At 65.1% G+C, this 17621-nt stretch carries 16 protein-coding genes; 6 read left to right on the top strand and 10 right to left on the bottom strand.

The window, feature by feature from the left end; all coding sequences use genetic code 11:
* Positions 1-367 precede the first annotated feature (367 nt).
* From VMJ11_RS33460 to VMJ11_RS33450, 3 genes are all read left to right on the top strand, one after another.
* The gene (locus VMJ11_RS33460) at positions 368-2194 is read left to right on the top strand and encodes a PhoH family protein (protein ID WP_325625425.1); all 1827 of its coding nucleotides are present in this window, start codon (positions 368-370) and stop codon (positions 2192-2194) included.
* A gap of 234 nt (positions 2195-2428) precedes the next feature.
* Positions 2429-3559, top strand: a complete 1131-nt coding sequence (locus VMJ11_RS33455) for a C40 family peptidase (protein WP_325625447.1) — start codon at positions 2429-2431, stop codon at positions 3557-3559.
* A 108-nt stretch (positions 3560-3667) separates the two neighbouring features.
* Positions 3668-4474 carry an SDR family oxidoreductase gene (locus VMJ11_RS33450; RefSeq protein ID WP_325625423.1) on the top strand — a complete coding sequence of 269 codons (807 nt, stop codon included), beginning with the start codon at positions 3668-3670 and terminating at the stop codon, positions 4472-4474.
* Between the two features lie 61 nt (positions 4475-4535).
* Here VMJ11_RS33450 and VMJ11_RS33445 read toward each other — a convergent pair whose 3' ends face one another.
* From VMJ11_RS33445 to VMJ11_RS33400, 10 genes are all read right to left on the bottom strand, one after another.
* Complete coding sequence (locus tag VMJ11_RS33445; protein WP_325625421.1) at positions 4536-5546, bottom strand: inorganic phosphate transporter; 1011 nt, start codon at positions 5544-5546, stop codon at positions 4536-4538.
* Between the two features lie 10 nt (positions 5547-5556).
* Positions 5557-6183, bottom strand: coding sequence for a DUF47 domain-containing protein (locus tag VMJ11_RS33440; protein ID WP_325625420.1), 627 nt, complete (start codon positions 6181-6183; stop codon positions 5557-5559).
* Positions 6184-6342: 159 nt separating this feature from the next.
* Positions 6343-7725 (bottom strand): replicative DNA helicase, encoded by a 1383-nt coding sequence (locus VMJ11_RS33435; protein WP_325625418.1) that lies wholly within the window; start codon positions 7723-7725, stop codon positions 6343-6345.
* 161 nt (positions 7726-7886) lie between these two features.
* The gene (gene rplI / locus VMJ11_RS33430) at positions 7887-8339 is read right to left on the bottom strand and encodes a 50S ribosomal protein L9 (RefSeq protein WP_325625416.1); all 453 of its coding nucleotides are present in this window, start codon (positions 8337-8339) and stop codon (positions 7887-7889) included.
* A gap of 27 nt (positions 8340-8366) precedes the next feature.
* Positions 8367-8642 (bottom strand): 30S ribosomal protein S18, encoded by a 276-nt coding sequence (gene rpsR, locus VMJ11_RS33425; RefSeq protein WP_028224728.1) that lies wholly within the window; start codon positions 8640-8642, stop codon positions 8367-8369.
* A gap of 2 nt (positions 8643-8644) precedes the next feature.
* Entirely contained in the window at positions 8645-8944 is a 300-nt protein-coding gene (priB, locus tag VMJ11_RS33420; protein ID WP_325625413.1) for a primosomal replication protein N, read from the bottom strand.
* A 45-nt stretch (positions 8945-8989) separates the two neighbouring features.
* A complete protein-coding gene (gene rpsF / locus VMJ11_RS33415) occupies positions 8990-9361 on the bottom strand; it encodes a 30S ribosomal protein S6 (RefSeq protein ID WP_028224726.1) in 372 nt (123 codons plus the stop codon).
* Between the two features lie 285 nt (positions 9362-9646).
* Positions 9647-10561, bottom strand: a complete 915-nt coding sequence (locus VMJ11_RS33410) for a zf-HC2 domain-containing protein (RefSeq protein ID WP_325625411.1) — start codon at positions 10559-10561, stop codon at positions 9647-9649.
* Complete coding sequence (locus VMJ11_RS33405; RefSeq protein WP_325625410.1) at positions 10551-11348, bottom strand: RNA polymerase sigma factor; 798 nt, start codon at positions 11346-11348, stop codon at positions 10551-10553. Before VMJ11_RS33405 ends, VMJ11_RS33410 begins: the two co-directional genes overlap by 11 nt.
* Positions 11349-11577: 229 nt before the next feature.
* The gene (locus tag VMJ11_RS33400; RefSeq protein ID WP_325625408.1) at positions 11578-12486 is read right to left on the bottom strand and encodes a LysR family transcriptional regulator; all 909 of its coding nucleotides are present in this window, start codon (positions 12484-12486) and stop codon (positions 11578-11580) included.
* A 187-nt stretch (positions 12487-12673) separates the two neighbouring features.
* Here VMJ11_RS33400 and gcl point away from each other — a divergent pair, with 187 nt between their 5' ends.
* The 3 genes from gcl (at position 12674) to VMJ11_RS33385 (ending at position 16318) form a co-directional block, all read left to right on the top strand.
* Complete coding sequence (gene gcl, locus VMJ11_RS33395; RefSeq protein WP_325625407.1) at positions 12674-14449, top strand: glyoxylate carboligase; 1776 nt, start codon at positions 12674-12676, stop codon at positions 14447-14449.
* A 111-nt stretch (positions 14450-14560) separates the two neighbouring features.
* Positions 14561-15358 carry a hydroxypyruvate isomerase gene (gene hyi / locus VMJ11_RS33390; RefSeq protein WP_325625406.1) on the top strand — a complete coding sequence of 266 codons (798 nt, stop codon included), beginning with the start codon at positions 14561-14563 and terminating at the stop codon, positions 15356-15358.
* 54 nt (positions 15359-15412) lie between these two features.
* Complete coding sequence (locus VMJ11_RS33385) at positions 15413-16318, top strand: 2-hydroxy-3-oxopropionate reductase (RefSeq protein ID WP_325625404.1); 906 nt, start codon at positions 15413-15415, stop codon at positions 16316-16318.
* Positions 16319-17621: the final 1303 nt, after the last annotated feature.

Genomic DNA, 17621 nt, shown 5'->3' with positions numbered 1-17621 from the left:
TTTTACGTCGCGTTGCGGCGGTATCGCTGCCGGTCACTGGATGACCGGAAATGCGCATCCGAGGCAACGTGTCATCACCGAAATGAAGCCGCTTGCCTCGTCATCCGGGGCGGCGGCTTTTTTGTTGGTACCTCGCTGTTCCCTTTCGCTTTTCTCCCGCTTTTCTCTCAAAGCGCGCCGGCTTTGCGACCCGGTGCGCAAACGTCAAGGAGCTGATCGAAAACCAGGCGAACCGGCATTTTCTGACCTGAGCGCGCACCCTGCGCGGTAACGACGGGCGCCTACCCGGCATCCGTACGCGCCGCCCGAAAGCGTGCCTTACTGGGTAACCCCGCGACCACTCGACCCGATTTTTTCGAGGGACACCATGCCTTTGCCTACCCCCCCCAGCAAGCTCGGCAACCTGCTGCCGCCCGAAGAATACAAGGCGCGTGCCCGCTCGACGCGCAGCACGCGCAAGGCCGCGAGCGAGAACGACGCTGCCGATGTCGCCGAATACGGCCCCGCGAGCGTGGCCGAGCCGATGACACAGGCCGCCAACGCCGCGACGACATTGCGTACGGTGCCGCTCTCGAGCGCCAGCGCCGAACTGGCCGCGCTCGAGCCCGTCGCACCGGCCCCCGCACGAAAACGCAAGCAAGCCACGGCCGCCCTGCTGCAACCGCTGCAGGCACGTGACGAGCGCGTGGACGCCCCCGCCGCACGCAGCGACAAGCCCGGTGCGACGAAAGCGCCGGGTGCCGTTGCGCCCGTCGCGCGCACCGGCACGAAAAAACGCGTGCACCCCGAGGAGAGCACTGAAGTCCAGAAGCTCTTCGTGCTCGACACGAACGTGCTGATGCACGACCCGACCTGCCTTTTCCGCTTCGAGGAACACGACGTCTATCTGCCGATGATGACGTTGGAGGAACTCGACAACCACAAGAAAGGCATGTCGGAAGTCGCGCGCAACGCGCGCCAGGTGAGCCGTACGCTCGACCAGCTGGTCGCGAATGCAGGCCCGATCTCGGAAGGCATTTCGCTTGCCCGCCTCGGCAGCCGCGAGGCGCTCGGGCGCCTGTACTTCCAGACCACGCTCACGCACATCGATCCGGTCGATGGTCTGCCCCAAGGCAAGGCCGACAACCAGATCCTCGGCGTCGTGCGCGCGCTGCAGCGCGACCGGCCGGATCGCCTCGTTGTGCTGGTGTCGAAAGACATCAACATGCGCATCAAGGCTCACGCGCTCGGTCTGCCCGCGGAAGACTACTTCAACGACCAGGTCCTCGAAGACAAGGACCTGCTCTACTCGGGCGTGCGCGCGCTTCCCCAGGACTTCTGGACCCGGCACGCGAAGGGCATGGAGTCCTGGCAGGAGACCAAGACCGGCACGACCTATTACCGCGTGACGGGCCCCGAGTGCGCCTCGATGCTCGTGAACGAGTTCGTCTATCTCGAACCACAGAACGGCGAGCCGGCGTTCCATGCGATCGTGCGCGAGCTCAACGGCAAGACGGCGCTGCTGCAGACACTGCGTGACTACGGCCACCACAAGAACAACGTGTGGGGCATCACCGCGCGCAACCGCGAGCAGAATTTCGCGCTGAACCTGCTGATGAACCCGGACATCGACTTCGTCACGCTGCTCGGCCAGGCCGGCACGGGCAAGACGCTCGTCGCGCTTGCGGCAGGACTTGCCCAGGTGCTCGACGAGAAGCGCTACAACGAGATCATCGTCACGCGCGCGACGGTGCCGGTGGGCGAGGATATCGGCTTCCTGCCGGGCACCGAGGAAGAGAAGATGCAGCCGTGGATGGGCGCTTTCGACGATAACCTCGAAGTGCTCCAGAAGACCGACGACGCAGCCGGCGAATGGGGCCGCGCCGCGACCCAGGAGCTGATCCGCTCGCGCCTGAAGGTCAAGAGCATGAACTTCATGCGTGGACGCACCTTCGTCGACAAGTATCTGATCATCGACGAAGCGCAGAACCTCACGCCCAAGCAGATGAAGACGCTCGTCACGCGCGCGGGCCCGGGCACGAAGATCGTCTGCCTCGGCAACATCGCGCAGATCGACACGCCGTATCTGACGGAGGGCAGCTCGGGCCTCACCTACGTCGTGGACCGCTTCAAGGGCTGGGCGCACAGCGGCCACGTGACGCTCGCCCGCGGCGAGCGCTCACGGCTTGCCGACTACGCGTCGGATATTCTGTAATCGGTTGACCGGGCGCTGCCTGTCGGCGGCGTCCGTGCATAGGGCAAGGACCGTATCCGGGAAACCGGGTACGGTCCTTTTTTATTGGCCAGGCGTCCCGAAAGAGCAACAGTTGGCGCACAAACTTCAAGTGAATTGTGAGGAGTTCTTGCGAAGGCCATGACTGGCGGGCTACCATCCGCCCATGACCCGTTTTCCTGATGGCGCATGCACCGCGTGCGCCTCATCCGCTTCATGCGCCGACTCTGGCTTCTGCTTCTGATTGCCGTTCTCCTTGCCGCGTGTTCGAGCGCGCCGCAAAAGGTATCGCGCAGCGGTTCGTCGAGCGAAGACGCTTGGCGCACCCGTCCACCGGGCTTTCCCAATTTCGTCGATCACAGCGTGGGCCGCGAGGAAATCTCAATCCAGGCGATGGGCCTCGTCGGCATTCCTTATCGCTGGGGCGGCAATACGCCCGATAGCGGCTTCGATTGCAGCGGCCTCGTGAAATACGTGCTGGCGCGCGCGGCCTCCGTCGAACTGCCGCGCACCACGGCCGAAATAAGCGGGCGCGGAGAAACCATCGAACCCGACGAAATCGCGCCGGGCGATCTCGTCTTTTTCAACACGACTGGGCGGCCGCATTCGCACGTCGGGATCTACGTGGGCAAGCTGCGCTTCGTGAATGCGCCTTCCACTGGCGGCACAGTACGCCTCGACTACCTGACCAACCCCTATTGGGCAAAGCGCTTCGACGGAATCCGCCGCATGGCGCCGCCAAAACGCACGCCGTTCGATACGCCGACCTGGGAAGCCTCCGCGCCTGCCGGCCGTGGACCAGGCGTGAGCGCAGCGCCGACTGCGATTGCAGGAGCGGGCGTCGCGCCCGCGGCAGCGCAGCCCGCTGCGCGGGTCGTCGCGGCCAGCCAGAATCGCGTTGCTGCGGCGTCGCAGCCTACCTATGCCGCGGCACCTTCCGCCGTGCCGGTGGCTACCACGAACATGTCCACGCCGGCCGACGCCTTCGAACCGCCACCCGCCTCGCTCGGTGCCGCGCAAACACAGGCGCGCGACGCCGGCGCGCTCGCGCCGGCTTACGCCGCCAGCCCTGCCATGGGCCCCGCGCCCGGAACCGCAACGGGCATCGCCCCCAGCGCCCCGCGCGACGCCATCGACGCCGCCGCCGATGCCTTCGAACCACCGCCGCCCACCGCCGGCGCAGCAACGCGCCAGGCAGGCGAGGCTAGATCGACGCCGATCCAGACCAGCGCGCCGCAGGCAGGCACCGTGCAAATCATGCGTGCCTCGACAGCTGGAGCGGCCTTGCCCGCCCCGACCCAATCGAGCGACGACCCGATCGCACGTTTTGCCAACAGCGGTGACTGAGGCTTGCCATGGCCCTGCGACACCATACCCCTGGCCGAACGGCGAGTACTGTTTGCGATGCCACGCGCCTCTGCTATCGTTTTGGTACTTTTTCGCAGCGAGGCGGCGATGGATCTCGGACTCAGCAAGAAGGTGGTTCTGGTGACAGGCGGCAGCAAAGGCATCGGTCTTGCCTGCGCGCGCGCCTTCGCGCGGGAAGGCGCGCGCGTGGCGATCGTCTCGCGCGATCCGGCCAATCTCGCACGCGCGCGCGAACAACTAGCAAGTGAGGGCCTGCACGTTCACCTCACCCGTGCGGACCTGCACGAAGCGCATAGCGCAGCCGACGTGGTCGAGGAAGTCTCCACCGCCGTAGGCCCGATCGACATCCTCATCAACAGCGCGGGGGCGGCGCGACGCTACGACCCGGAAACGCTCGATGCCGATGCGTTCAAGGCCACGATGGAAGCGAAGTATTTTCCCTATATCTACCCGCAGCAGGAAGTGCTGCGCCGCATGGTGCAGCGGATCAAGGCGGGCGAGACCACGGAGCCGGGCGCGATCGTCAACATCATCGGCATGGGCGGCAAGTTCGCGACCGACATCCACATCGCGGGCGGCGCGGCCAACGCGGCGCTGATGCTCGCCACAGTGGGACTGGCGCACTACCACGCGCGCTATGGCATCCGCATCAACGCCATCAATCCGGGTTCCACGCTCACGGAGCGGCTGCAGGAAGCCGTGCAGCTGGAAGCGCAGCGGCAAGGCGTCGACTCCGCCCAGGCACTGGCCAGCGGCGAGGCTAAGGTGCCGCTCGGGCGCTACGCGAAACCCGAGGAAATTGCAGACGTCGCGCTTTTCCTCGCGAGCCGCCGCGCAAGCTACGTAACGGGCGCCCTCATTCCCATGGACGGCGCCAGCACGCCAATGATCTGAGCCTTTTCCCGGCGCCGGCGAGGCTTCAAAAGCACTGCGGCGCCCGAAGGTGCCGCAGGTGTTACAGGAAGCGGTGACCGAGCCACCAGGCCGCCGCGGCCAGCGTTGCCGAGGCGGGAATGGTCAGCACCCACGCCCACACAATGTTCCCGGCTACGCCCCAGCGCACCGCGCTCAACTTCTGCGTCGCGCCAACGCCGACGATTGCGCCGGTGATCGTGTGCGTGGTGGAAACCGGAATACCGAGCCACGAAGCGGTAAAGAGCGTGAGCGCTCCACCCGCCTCCGCGCAAAAACCGCCCACCGGCTTGAGCTTGGTGATCTTCTGACCCATCGTGCGCACGATGCGCCATCCACCGAAAAGCGTGCCGAGGCCCATGGAAAGATAGCAGCCGCCAATCACCCAGATGGGCGGCGCATCCGCGCCAGGCAAGGCATAACCCGTCGCGATCAGCAGCATCCAGATGATGCCGATGGTCTTCTGGGCGTCGTTGCCGCCGTGACCAAGGCTATAGAGACCTGCGGAAAGGAGCTGCAAACGCCTGAAGCGCCGGTCCACCTTGCTAGGCGGCGTGCGGAAATAGAGCCACGAGACCGTGAGCATGAAGAACGAGCCCAGCACGAAGCCGAGCAGCGGCGAGATGAAGATGAACGCCACGGTCTTCATGAGGCCGTCGAAGTTCAGCGACGTCCAGCCCGACTTCGCGAGTGCCGCGCCCACGAGCCCGCCGATCAGTGCGTGCGAGGAGCTCGACGGAATCCCGTAGTACCACGTGAGCAAGTTCCAGCCGATTGCGCCCATCAGCGCGCCGAACACCACGTAGTGGTCGACGATGTCAGGGTCGATGGTCCCCTTGCCCACCGTCTGCGCCACCTTCAGGTGGAAAACGAAATAGGCCACCACGTTGAACATGGCGGCGAACGCCACCGCCTGCTGCGGCTTGAGCACGCCGGTGGACACGACGGTGGCGATGGAGTTCGCCGCGTCGTGAAAGCCGTTCATGAAGTCGAAAATGAGGGAAATCGCGACCAGCCCCGCGACCGCCCAGATGGCGAGTTGTATCGATTGCATCGCGGTCCGCTCAGGCGTTCTCTAGCACGATGCCTTCGATGATGTTCGCGACATCCTCGCACTTGTCCGTAATCGTCTCGAGCAGCTCATAGATGGCCTTCAGCTTGATGAGCGTCTTGACGTCGTCTTCCTCGCGAAAGAGCTTGGACATCGCGGCGCGCAGCAGCCGGTCGGCTTCGGATTCGAGGCGGTCGATATCCTCGCAGGCCTTCAGGATCTCGCGCGCCTGCTTCATGTCGGAGAGCATCGCCACGGCCGCCTGCAAGCGCTCGGCCGAGGCCGTGCACACGTGAACGAGCTGGCTGGCCTCGGAAGTCACCGCCTGCACGTCGTACAGCGAAATGGCCGTGGCGACGTCTTCCATGAGGTCGAGGCAGTCGTCCATCGTCGTGATCAGCTTGTGGATCTCGTCGCGGTCGAGCGGCGTGATGAACGTCTTGTGCAGCAGGTCGATTGCCTCATGAGTGAGCTTGTCCGCCGCCTTTTCGGCAGTCTGCACATTCTGCTTGTGGACCTCGGCGTCAGCGAGGTTGTCGATCAGCAGTTCGAGCTCGCGACTCGCGGAAACGATGCACTTCGCGTGCGCATTGAAGATTTCGAAGAACTTGCCCTCTGTGGGCATGAATCGACCAAACATTGGTATCCCGGTAATTGGTATCGGATTGCCGTCACAAAACGGCAAGATAGCCGTCACAAAACGGCCACATTGTATCGTCAGGCTGAGGCAGCCGCACTGATCCGGGGACGCGCGAGCGGCATTTGCGCCACTATGGCGCAAGCCGCCCCGGCACCCGCCTCATTCGGCGTAGAAGTTCTGCGCACCGGCAAAATTGTCGAATTTCGTGTATTGACCGTGGAACGTGAGGCGAACGGGTCCGATCGGCCCGTTACGCTGCTTGCCGATGATGATTTCGGCGGTGCCCTTGTCGGGACTGTCGGGGTTGTAGACTTCGTCGCGATAGATGAACAGGATGACGTCCGCATCCTGTTCGATGGCGCCCGATTCGCGCAGGTCCGACATCACAGGGCGTTTGTTCGGACGCTGCTCAAGACCGCGGTTCAGCTGCGACAGCGCGATCACGGGCACGTCCAGCTCCTTCGCCAGGCTCTTGAGCGAACGCGAGATTTCGGAAATCTCGGTCGCCCGGTTCTCGCCCGTCGACGACCCGCTCATGAGTTGCAGATAATCGATGATGATGAGGCCGAGCTTGCCGCACTGGCGCGACAGGCGCCGTGCGCGCGAACGCAGTTCCATCGGGTTCAAGCCGCCGGTTTCGTCGATGAAGATTTGCGCTTCGCTCATTTTCTGCACCGCATGCGTGAGCTTGGGCCAATCCTCGTCGGTGAGGCGTCCGGTGCGCATGCGGTGCTGGTCGAGTCGACCGACCGAGCCGAGCATACGCATGATGAGCTGCGTACCCGGCATTTCCATCGAAAACACCGCGACCGGCAGGCCGTACTCCACGGCCACGTACTCGCCGATATTCATCGAGAACGCGGTTTTACCCATCGACGGGCGCCCCGCCACGATGATGAGTTCGCCGCCGTGCATGCCCGAGGTCATGCGATCGAGGTCCATGAAGCCCGTGGGCGTGCCCGTCACGTCGCTCGGGTTGGCCGTGTGATAGAGCGTGTCGATGCGCTCGACGACCTGCGTGAGCAGCGGTCCGATTTCGAGGAAGCCCTGGGTGCCGCGCGCGCCGTCCTCGGCGATCGAGAACACCTTCGCCTCGGCCTCGTCGAGCAGCTGGCGCACTTCCTTGCCCTGCGGGTTGAAGGCGTCGGCAGAAATTTCGTCGGCGACGGAGACGAGACGGCGCAGCACCGCGCGGTCGCGGACGATTTCCGCGTAGCGGCGGATGTTCGCCGCGCTCGGCGTGTTCTGGGCGAGCGCGTTCAGGTACGCGAGCCCGCCTACGTCGTCGGCCTTGCCCGAGGTGCCGAGCGCTTCGTACACCGTCACCACGTCGGCCGGGCGCGTGGCCGCGATCAGCCGGCCGATATGCTCGAAGATGATGCGGTGATCGTAGCGGTAGAAGTCGCTTTGCGAGAGGAAGTCGGCAATCCGGTCCCAGGCGCCGTTGTCCAGCAACAGGCCGCCGAGCACCGACTGTTCGGCTTCGATCGAATGCGGCGGGACTTTCAGCGACTCGAGTTGGGGATCTTTCGGAGCGTTCATGGAGGGCAATTATCGGGCAAGCGGGCCGCGTCGAACAAGCTGGAAAACATGCAATGCGCGGCGCCTGGCGGCGCGCAACAAAAAAGGCAGAAGCCCTGCGGCTCCTGCCCTTCCTGAGTCTTGCGTCGAACCCGTGCGGCCCGCTCGGGCCGCACGCATGCTTAGGCGTGCTCGCCCAGCACCGACACCGTGACGTCGACGAGGACGTCGGTGTGCAGCGAAACCTGCACCGGGTGGTCGCCCACCATCTTCAGCGGGCCTTCCGGCAGGCGCACTTGCGCCTTTTCCACTGCGAAGCCTTGCTTCGTGAGCGCGGCTGCGATGTCGGCGTTCGTGACCGAGCCGAACAGACGGCCGTCCACGCCAGCCTTCTGGCCGATCTGAACGGTCAGGCCGTTCAGCTTTTCGCCTTCTGCCTGAGCAGCTGCCAGCTTCTCAGCAGCGGCCTTTTCGAGTTCGGCGCGGCGAACTTCGAATTCGGCGATCGCGTCCTTCGTGGCACGGCGAGCCTTCTTGTTCGGGATCAGGAAGTTACGTGCGTAACCGTCCTTCACCTTGACGATGTCGCCGAGGTTGCCCAAGTTGACGACTTTTTCCAGAAGAATGATCTGCATTCTATTGCTCCTTGTAGCGTCGTCTTATTAGGCCTTGTGCTGGTCGGTGTACGGCATCAGCGCGAGGAAACGCGCGCGCTTGATAGCCGTGTCCAGCTGACGCTGATAGTGGGCCTTCGTACCCGTCAGGCGTGCCGGCGTGATCTTGCCGTTTTCGCCGATGAAGTCCTTCAGCGTTTCGATGTCCTTGTAGTCGATCTGCTCGACGCCTGCAGCCGTGAAGCGGCAGAACTTCTTGCGCTTGAAGAGCGGGTTTTGTTGCTGACGACGCTTGTCGAATTTCTTACCAGTCGGGCGGGGCATGATTAGTCCTTTCCTGTGCCTTGCATTTCGGTGATATGAAACACCAGGGTTCGCGCATTGCGGTGCTTTTTCGCCAGAAAGCCGGTGAAGAGCGCTTCCACGCCCATTTCGCAGCTTTCGAGCAGACCGCATGCTCGGCCGGCGGCCACCGCGGGCATCGTGAGTTCGACGAGTCGGGCGATGCCGGCCTCGACGACCTCCGTGCGGTGCTGCAACGTGACGCTCGCAATCGGAACGCCGGCGGGGGTATACCGCACCGGTTCGCGTTCGACGACGCTAGCCGTGAGTTGCAGCCTGTTCACGTGGCGTGGCTTGTGGCTTTGCGTAAATCCTGGTGGCTTGTGTAATTAAGCCTGCGCTTCGGTCGGCTGGGCAGCCGCCTTCTTGGCTTCTTCGCGCTGCACTTCCTTCATCATCGGCGACGGGCCAGTTTCAGCCTTCTTCATCTTGACGATGAGGTGACGCAGGACAGCGTCGTTGAACTTGAACGCGTGTTCCAGTTCGTCGAGCGTAGCCTGGTCGCATTCGATGTTCATGCAGACGTAGTGAGCCTTCGCGAGTTTCTCGATCATGTAGGCCAGTTGACGACGGCCCCAGTCTTCGATGCGGTGGATCTGGCCACCGTGCGAGGTGATCGTGCCCTTATAGCGCTCGATCATCGCGGGCACTTGCTCGCTTTGATCGGGGTGCACGATGAAGACGATTTCGTAATGACGCATGTGTCACTCCTTGTGCTTACTTTTGGATAGAAGCCGCCCGGGCGTCGGAACCGGTGCGGCAAGTGAGAAGCCGAAGATTGTAGCGCGTATGGACTGCGCGCGCAAGCCAGATCGAGCTTCGGCGCGATGATTCGGGCGTATTTTCAATGACTTGCGGCGCCATTGAGTGGCACCAGGGGGCGGACAGCGGGCGGATGGCGGGCGGACGGCGGGCGGACGGCGGATAGACAAGCGGCGCGCCTGCGGCCCCTCTGCATCCCGCTCGCCCACCCTCTGCTGCAACGCCTAGCCGCCGGCTGCCTCGCTCGCGCCGGCGGCGAGCCGCGCATCGAGTGCCGCGCGCAAGCCGTCGAGCGCATCTGCGCCGGCATCCGTCACCGCCCACAACGTCATGCCCGCCGCCTCCCAGCGCAGCAGCGCGTAGCCCTCGCTCGCTCGCGGCGGTGCGCCGCCCGAGACGGCCGGCCCATTCGAGCCGGGTGGGAACACATAGACGTCGATCACGTGCTTGCGATAGTGATAGACGAGCACGGCGACACGCTCGCGCCCCACATAGTCGAGACGCCCACCTGCGAGCGCGAAGCCTTGCTGCGCGAGATCGAAAACGGGCGGCGCGTAGTCGATGCGGCCGTTGAACCACGGCTTCACGGTGTGGCGGTCCGTCGAGATCACGTCGATATCGCGGCCCGAGATCTGCGCCCGTACGTGGCTCGAAACGAGATCGTCGACGAACGCGACCTCCGCAGCCGGGCGACGCATTTGCAGCGTGGCGGTCACCGCGAGCGCGCACAGGACCAGGACGGCGCAGCCGAACCATGCAAGCGTCGCCGCGCGTGGACCGCCGCTGCCCTCGGCGCCTCGATAGCCGCTGCCGGTTGCCACCGCGCCGCGCGGCCGCCAGCTGCGCAACCACTCCCGCCACCCGCTCGCACCGCGCGCGGCAGACGCGGGAGAAGACGATGCCGTTTCGGGCTCCACATCCGTTGCCGGCAGCGCCGCGGCGATGCGCGCGGCGAGCCCCGCGGGCGCACGGTGATAGGGCACCGAGCGGATCACGCGAGAGATGGCCTGCGCGTCTTCGGCAACGCGGCGGCATTGCGCGCACCCGGCCAGATGCTCGCGCACGCGCCACTCGTCGGCGGCGGAGAGTTCGCGATCGACGCTCGCGTCGACCAGCGGGCGCGCTTCGTCACAGTTCATCGGGCGCCTCCGTAGTGGGGCCTTCGGGACGCGGGCGACGGCGCAATGGCGCTCCGTCGTCGGCGGCTGGATTTTCGCGGAAACGGCCGCTGGTTTCGCGGCCGGATGATCTCCTGGCTTGACTGCTTGCCGTGCCCCCTGCCATGTCGTCCGCGCAAGCCTGCGCACGAGCCGCCGATTCGCCTGCGGCATGGTTGGCGTCTTCGGCCGCCGCCGCCCGGCCACGCTCGCCGCCACCCCGGTGAGCCGCCAGCAGCGTCGCAAGGCGCCGCCGGCCGCGCGCGAGTCGAGACATCACCGTGCCGACCGGCAAGTCCGCGATGGCCGCGATCTCGCGGTAGCCAAGCTCCTCCAGCTCGCGCAGCACCAGCACTTCACGGTACTCCACCGGCAGGCGCTGGAGCGCGTCATGCACGTGGCGCGCGTCCTCGGCACGGATGGCGAGCGTCTCAGGATCGACGCCGCCCGTCTCCCAGCCTTCGAGTGGCGCATCGTCGCGCAACTCGTCGAATGGCGCCACCTCTTCCGCGCCAGAGCGCCGCCGCCACTCGTCGTACCACACGCGTCGCACGATCGTGAGCAGCCAGGGGCGGGCTTCGTCGCCACGAAACGCGTCGAAGAAGCGGAACGCGCGTAGATACGCTTCCTGCACGATGTCCTCCGCGTCGCCCGGATTGCGCGAGAGCCAGCGCGCGAGGTTGTAGGCCGCATCGAGATGCGGCAGCGCCAGCGCCTGGAAACGGCGGCTGCGCGCTGCCTCATCCTGCTCGTATGCGGATTCGCCCACGTCGTTCCCTCGCGTCTTCGTCTGGTTCGCGCGACCCTGGCCGCAATGCATGCATTACTGACGCCGGGGCCAGTTTATTCCCGCTGTGCGCACAGGAAAACGAATATTAAATGACGTATGCGCAGCCTGCGAAACCGATACGACAGCCGCCATTTCGCACGGAAACCTCACCCCCGAACGGCGAACGGCGTAACAGCGGTCGGCTGAACGCCGCTTCTCGGCTGGCCGCCTACGCGCCGCCCCAGTACCCCGGCCGCGCGTACACCTCTTTCAGGTAATCGATGAAATAGCGCACTCGCGCCGGCACGTACCGCTGCTGCGGATACACCGCGAGGATGTCGTAGTCGGGCAACGCGTACTCGTCGAGCACGGTTTCGAGCTCGCCATGCACGAGCTGGGCATCGATCTCCCAGGTCGAGCGCCAGCCGAGTCCGAGCCCCTCGGTCACCCAGCGGTGCAGCAGTTCGCCGTCGTTGCAGTCGAGCGTGCCGCCCACGCGCACGGTCACGAGCTTGCCGTTGCGGCTGAAGTACCAGCCGCGGTTCTGCCCACCCTGCAGGTTGAATGCGAGGCAGTTGTGGTTGGGCAGGTCTTCGAGCGTTTTCGGGCGGCCGTGCTTGCGAAAGTATTCAGGCGTGCCGCACACCACGCGGCGGTTCGTGGCGAGCTTCACCGCGACGAAATTCGGATCCACCGCCCCGCCAATGCGGATCGACAGGTCATAGCCCTCGCGCACGAGATCGACCACGCGGTCGGTCAGGTTGAACGAAACCTGCAGCTCGGGCTTGTCGGCGAGAAACGCGGGCGCGAGCGGCGCGACGTGCTTGCGCCCGAACGCCGCGGGCGCCGAGACGATCAGATGGCCGTTCACGACCTGCCGGCCGGCCGAAAGCTCGTTCTCGGCCTGATCCCAGTCGGCGAGCAGCCCGCGACAGCGCTCGAGGAACGCCGCGCCCTCCTCGCTCACCACGAGCCGGCGTGTCGAGCGATAAATCAGCTTCACGCCGAGGCGCTTTTCCAGCGCGTCGATGCGCCGCCCGAGTATCACCGGCGAGACGCCTTCCTCGAGCGCCGCCGCCGCGAGGCTGCCCGCGTCCGCGACGCGCACGAAGGTTTCGATCTGCTTGAAGCGGTCCATCGCCTGTCTCCCTAACCCTCGAGCCGTGCGCCAGAAACGCCGCCTCGCGGGCATTCCATACTTTTTGTTTCGGAATAAACGACCTGGACTGATCTTATCAAACCTTTCCGGCACCCCTAAAGTGGCCTCAACCGCCGCATCCCAAGCGTTTGTCATTCAGGCAATTGCGACATTCAGGAGACATTTCATGGCCAAGATGAGAGCCGTCGACGCTGCCGTTCTGGTGCTCGAAAAAGAAGGCATCGATACCGCTTTCGGCGTGCCGGGCGCCGCGATCAATCCGTTCTATTCGGCGCTCAGGAAGGCCGGCAGCATCACCCACGTGCTGGCGCGCCACGTCGAGGGCGCCTCGCACATGGCCGAGGGCTATACGCGCGCCGCGCCCGGCAACATCGGCGTGTGCATCGGCACCTCGGGCCCCGCGGGCACCGACATGATCACGGGCCTCTATTCGGCTTCCGCCGATTCGATCCCCATCCTCGCGATCACGGGCCAGGCACCGCGCGCACGCCTCTACAAGGAAGACTTCCAGGCCGTCGACATCGAGTCGATCGCCAAGCCCGTCACCAAGTGGGCCGTCACGGTGCGCGAGCCGGCGCTCGTGCCGCGCGTGTTCCAGCAGGCGTTCCATCTGATGCGCTCGGGCCGTCCGGGCCCGGTGCTCGTCGATCTGCCGATCGACGTGCAGCTCGCCGAAATAGAGTTCGACATCGAGACCTACGAGCCGCTGCCGGTCTACAAGCCGAAGGCAACGCGCAAGCAGATCGAGGCCGCGCTCGACCTCCTCAATGCAAGCGAGAAGCCGCTCATCGTTTCGGGCGGCGGCGTGATCAACGCGGCGGCCGAAGACCTGCTCGTGCAATTCGCCGAAACGGTGGGCGTGCCCGTGATCCCGACGCTCATGTCGTGGGGCGCCATCGCCGACGACCATCCGCTCATGGCCGGCATGGTCGGCCTGCAGACCTCGCACCGCTACGGCAATGCCACGATGCTCGCCTCCGACTTCGTGCTGGGCGTGGGCAACCGCTGGGCGAACCGCCATACGGGCAGCGTCGAGGTCTACACGAAGGGCCGCAAGTTCGTGCACGTCGATATCGAGCCCACGCAGATCGGCCGGGTGTTCGGCCCGGATCTGGGGATCGTCTCCGACGCGAAGGCCGCGCTCGAGCTCTTCGTCGAAGTCGCGCAGGAATGGAAGGCCGCGGGCAAGCTCAAGGACCGCAGCGCCTGGGTGGCCGAGTGCCAGCAACGCAAGCGCACGATGCACCGCAAGACGCACTTCGAGAACACGCCGATCAAGCCGCAGCGCGTGTACGAAGAGATGAACAAGGCGTTTGGCCGCGACACGTGCTACGTGAGCACGATCGGCCTTTCGCAGATCGCGGGCGCGCAGTTCCTGCACGTCTACAAGGCGCGCAACTGGATCAACTGCGGCCAGGCGGGCCCGCTCGGCTGGACGATTCCGGCGGCGCTCGGCGTGCGCGCGGCCGATCCGACGCGCCCCATCGTGGCGCTCTCGGGCGACTACGACTTCCAGTTCCTCATCGAAGAGCTGGCCGTGGGCGCGCAGTTCAAGCTGCCGTACATCCACGTGGTCGTGAACAACTCGTACCTCGGCCTGATCCGCCAGGCGCAGCGTCAGTTCGACATGGACTTCTGCGTGCAGCTCGCATTCGAGAACATCAACGCGCCTGAAGTGAACGGCTATGGCGTCGATCACATCGCGGTGGCCGAAGGCCTCGGCTGCAAGGCGCTGCGCGTGACCAAGCCCGAGGAGATCGCCCCGGCGCTCAAGCAGGCGCAGGCGCTCACCGCCGAGTTCAGCGTGCCGGTCGTCGTGGAAGTGATCCTCGAGCGCGTGACCAACATCTCGATGGGCACCGAAATCGACGCGATCAACGAGTTCGAAGAACTCGCGGAGAAGCCCGAGCACGCACCGACCGCCATCGCTCTGCAATCCTGATGATTCGTTGATTCGCATCGCCCGCTTTTCGCGCCCAGCCAGTTACCGCCCCAAGGCGCGAAAAGCGGCCCTCACCGATTGACTCACTCACCGCCCCGAGAGATACCCCCCATGCCGAAATTCGCCGCGAACCTCACCATGCTGTTCAACGAAGTGCCCTTCGTCGACCGCTTCGCCGCAGCAGCGCAAGCGGGCTTCGACGCCGTGGAATTCCTGTTCCCGTATCCGTACAAGGCCGCCGAACTGGCCGAGCGGCTCGAAGCGAACGGGTTGAAGCTCGTGCTCCACAACCTGCCCGCCGGCAACTGGGAAGCGGGCGAGCGCGGCATTGCCTGTCTGCCAGAGCGCCGCGGCGAGTTCCAGGAAGGCGTTGGCCGTGCGATCGAATACGCGAAGGCGCTCAAGGTGCCGCAGCTCAACTGCCTCGTCGGCATTCCGACGGCGGGCATCGATCGCGATACGGCGTTCGCCACGATCGTCGAGAACCTGCGCCATGCCGCCGGCGAGCTCAAGCGCGAAGGCATCCGCCTGCTGGTCGAGCCGTGCAACTCGTACGACATTCCCGGCTTCGCGCTGAACCGCTCCGCCGAAGCGCTCGACGTGATCGCGCATACCGGCTCGGACAACCTCTTCCTGCAGTACGACATCTATCACATGCAGCGCATGGAGGGCGAGCTCGCCGCGACCATCAAGAAACACTTCGCGAAGATCGCGCATATCCAGCTCGCCGACAACCCCGGACGCAACGAGCCAGGCACAGGCGAAATCCACTACCCGTTCCTGTTCGACCTGCTCGATACGCTCGGCTACGAGGGCTACATCGGCTGCGAGTACAAGCCGCGCACGACGACCACCGAAGGTCTGGGCTGGCTGCGCGGCGCGAAGCAGCGCACCGCCGAACACGCATGACGGCTCGCCCGGGACACGCGACACCACCGCATTCGCCTTAATGGAGACACAAAGATGGCAAAGATTGGCTTTATCGGACTCGGCATCATGGGCGCGCACATGGCGCGCAATCTCATCAAGGGCGGCCACACGCTCGCCGTGAACGGCAAGTACCCGGTGCCCGACGACCTGCGCGCGCAAACCGAAGTCGTCGCCGACTCGACGGCCGTGGCGAAGGCTTCGGACATCGTCATCGTGATGGTGCCCGACACCCCCGACGTGGCCAACGTGCTGTTTGCCGACGACGGCGTCGCCAAGGGCCTTTCCGCCGGCAAGCTCGTGATCGACATGAGCTCGATCTCGCCCATCGAAACGCAACAGTTCGCCAGGCAGATCAACGCGCTCGGCTGCGACTACCTCGACGCGCCGGTCTCGGGCGGCGAAGTCGGCGCCCGCGAGGCCACGCTCACGATCATGGTGGGCGGCCCGCAAAAGTCGTTCGATCTTGCGAAGCCGCTCTTCGAGCTGATGGGCAAGAACATTTCGCTGATCGGCGACAACGGCGCGGGCCAGACCTGCAAGGTGGCGAACCAGATCATCGTCGCGCTCAACATCGAGGCGGTTGCCGAAGCGCTGTTGTTCGCAGCGCGCTCCGGCGCGGACCCCGAGCGCGTGCGCCGTGCGCTGATGGGTGGCTTCGCCTCATCGCGCATTCTCGAAGTGCATGGCGAGCGCATGACGAAGCGCACGTTCAATCCGGGCTTTCGCATCGAGCTGCACCAGAAGGACCTGAACCTCGCGATCGACGGCGCGCGCAAGCTCGGCATCGCGCTCCCGCACACGGCGAGCGCACAGCAGCTCTTCAGCGTGTGCGCGGCGAACGGCGGCAAGGCGTGGGACCACTCGGCGATGATCCGCGCGCTCGAGATCATGGCGAACTTCGAGATTGCCGAGCCGGCCGCGCAAGTCAAGGCCGCTTGAGTCCGCGCGAGGACCTTGTGTTGACGGGCTGAAAAGCCCGGCCGCCCGACGCTTCGCGTCGGCGGCTGCCTGGCGGCGGTTCGCGCGATGTTGCACGCGAACCGCTCGCAGTACCCGATCACGTATTCGGGCTGGAGCGCGTTACACCGCGCCGGCCTCCTGTGGGGCGCTTCGCGGCGGCGGCAACCGCCGCGGGGCAAATCGGTGCCGCTCTGGGCTGAGGGCGGCCAGTGGGGTCCGAAAGCGGCACCCGGTGACGATGTGGAAGCCTTGGTCGGTCAGACGTCGTCATCGGGTGTCCGCCTGTCGGATGCCCTTTTCTCTCTACTTCGCTTCACCCCGCCTGCTTCCAGGGTCCGCAGCGCTCACGCTGCGCGCCCGCGCGAGAACGCCCACATTTCGCACGCCTTGATGCCCCCCAATGCCGCCGCCGCGGTTGCGCCTCTGGAATCGCGCTTCCATCCGCCTGCCGCGCAGACGGGTCGAGAGGCACGCCAAGCGTATTCACCCAGTCATTTCCAGCACGTGAGGACCCGAAAGGTTTTCCATAGACGGCATGACGGCCGCTGCACGCACACGGCGGGTTTCGGCTCGGTGGTTCATCCAGGCGCCTTGCGCAGTGTCACGAGGTCGCCGCGCAACCCGTCATTAAGGATGCCAAACGGTCTCACGGGTCGCTGTGCGTGAAACGCCGGCATCGCCACGATCGTTACGGCTGTGCAGCCGATCGTACGAGCGTAGTCGATTCCACGGAACGACATCTTGGGGGCTCGCTCAGACAGGCGATGTCACCAGGAATACAATAGAGCGGCATGCCCGCGCGTCTACCCTTCGGCTCCTGGTCCATCAGCGTAACTGGATGACAGACCGCTCCCCCGTCCACAGCGATCCGCGGCTTGCACCAGCGCAGCGCCGGCCGTTCCGCGATCTGCAGTCTTGCGTTGCACCAAACCTCGCAGACGCCACGCGGCGCCGAATCGCCAAACGCCAGCCTGATCGGCCAGCCACGCGAACGCGACTATTCTTTGCACACGCGTGGTGGGAACAGGGTGCTCGAAAATACTGCACAAGAGGCTCAAAACGGGCATTGTGTAGGCTCTTCGGCCGCCAACACAGATCGGGCAAGCGACTTGCGGCCCCCCAAAAAGCGGAGAATCGGGAGTCACGAACCTCGGAAGCGCACGTGGACAGAACCACTCCCTCGGCCGCTAAATAGCTTCTCAAACCCTGGCCGGGTACGGTGTTCAGGAAGAAACGATGGGCGGAGGAGATTCGGCGGAAAGCGCTATAAAGAGAGCGGCAA

Source organism: Paraburkholderia sp. (assembly GCF_035501035.1).
Taxonomy (GTDB): Bacteria; Pseudomonadota; Gammaproteobacteria; order Burkholderiales; family Burkholderiaceae; genus Paraburkholderia.
The sequence above is the reverse complement of the archived record's forward strand: the minus strand, read 5'-3'. Positions and strand labels throughout refer to the sequence as shown.